1 protein-coding gene is annotated in these 1,476 nt (G+C 49.9%); it reads right to left on the bottom strand.

Annotation, left to right across the window (positions count from 1 at the left end):
• Positions 1–90: 90 nt before the first annotated feature.
• Positions 91–681, bottom strand: coding sequence for a DUF389 domain-containing protein (locus ACR3FF_RS26985; protein WP_458191164.1), 591 nt, complete (start codon positions 679–681; stop codon positions 91–93).
• Positions 682–1,476 lie beyond the last annotated feature (795 nt).

Here is a 1,476-nt window from a genome sequence, read left to right as displayed (position 1 = left end):
CGAAGTCAGCAGCGATGTAATTGCATCCGGGGAGAGTCTCATACAACCTCCCCTTCGCTCTACGAGTTCAGGTAGCCGTCGGCTTGCGATTTAGCCTCTTAACCGAATACGAATGATGGTTGCCCCAACGAGTCCCAGTCCGAGGCCTGCGACCTGTTCTGAGAACCCATTGACGATCATCTCACGGTCGTTGGTGACGATACCGACCGACGCCATCAATGCTGCACCGAGCTGTGGGGCGACCACCATTGAACCCACGACGACGGCAGGCGAATTCAACAGTAGGCCAGACGTCGCAATGATGACGCCCAGTAGCGTCATTAGGTAGTAGGTGAAACTACTTGAGGTCGAGTTGCGGGCTCGTGCGATAAGTTCCTCGCGGGAGATATAATTACTCTTTTTCTCGTCTTTGACGAATCGTTCGATAATATTATCAATGTTTTTAGTCTTGGCAACCTCTGCATGGAGATTGACACGGTATTCGTCGTCGACTTGGATTCCGGCCTCGCGAAGTTCGTCGAGTACGTACTCGACCGCTTGTCGTGGAATCGGAAATTCGACGAGATTATCTCCATTTTTATCCTGGATGTCAGTGATTCTGTAGTCAATTCCTTCGTCGTTCAGAGTCCGTTTAGCTGAATCTATCTTGTCATCTGATACTTCGATCTGGATTACACGCATCGTGACTCAATGAACCAGAGGGTTTGGTCACGGCCGGGGGAGCAATTGCTATTTGATAGCAGTGTACTATCCGCACCACCCCCTCTGTAATCTATTTTATGACAATCACAACACAAATCACGGATTTGAGTCTCCCGTTCGTATAGTTCGCATGTCACTTTTCGGAGAGCGCGTGTCATTTTTCTGGGGAGATGGCGGCGTTCTATCCTCACGGCTATCCCTCAACGCAGGTCGGATATTCCACCTACACCTTGTTAAACTTTGTTCAACTTATTCCTCGTTGTATCATTGCGACTTATTATGATATTCATATTTCGGACGTATATTATTGGGAATTTAACAAGGTATCAATGCGAGATGTCGAGGTAGGTGGCCACCAGATTCCGGCTGATTCTCAGGTCTTCCTTGCCATATTGCCGGTGCTTCGTAATGCGCGATTCTAAATGCAGAACACAACGGGATCACATCCTCTGAGAGAACACCATTGTGATAGGCGTCGTGACGCCGGTCTAGAATATCGCCCAGTTGATTTGCGTCATACGCTGGGAAGACGATTATCAATCCGTGGTGAACCGAATTGGCCCGAGTACGAGAAGCAGGGCCAGTTAGACCTGTGGTGCGACGACGTTGATAGCACCTTCCAAGCTTCGCAACCCGTGACTGTTACGACGAAACACATCCGTTCTAGGCTAAGCCCGCTGTATCCGGGGCGAGCGAACCAGGATTCTGTTCGTTGGTCGGGTCAGCACAGTCAGTCACAGGCAATTGCTCCGAGATGAGGAGGCTATAGGAGCG

This window comes from Haladaptatus ordinarius (assembly GCF_054177595.1).
This window is presented reverse-complemented; position numbering and strand designations above follow the sequence as displayed.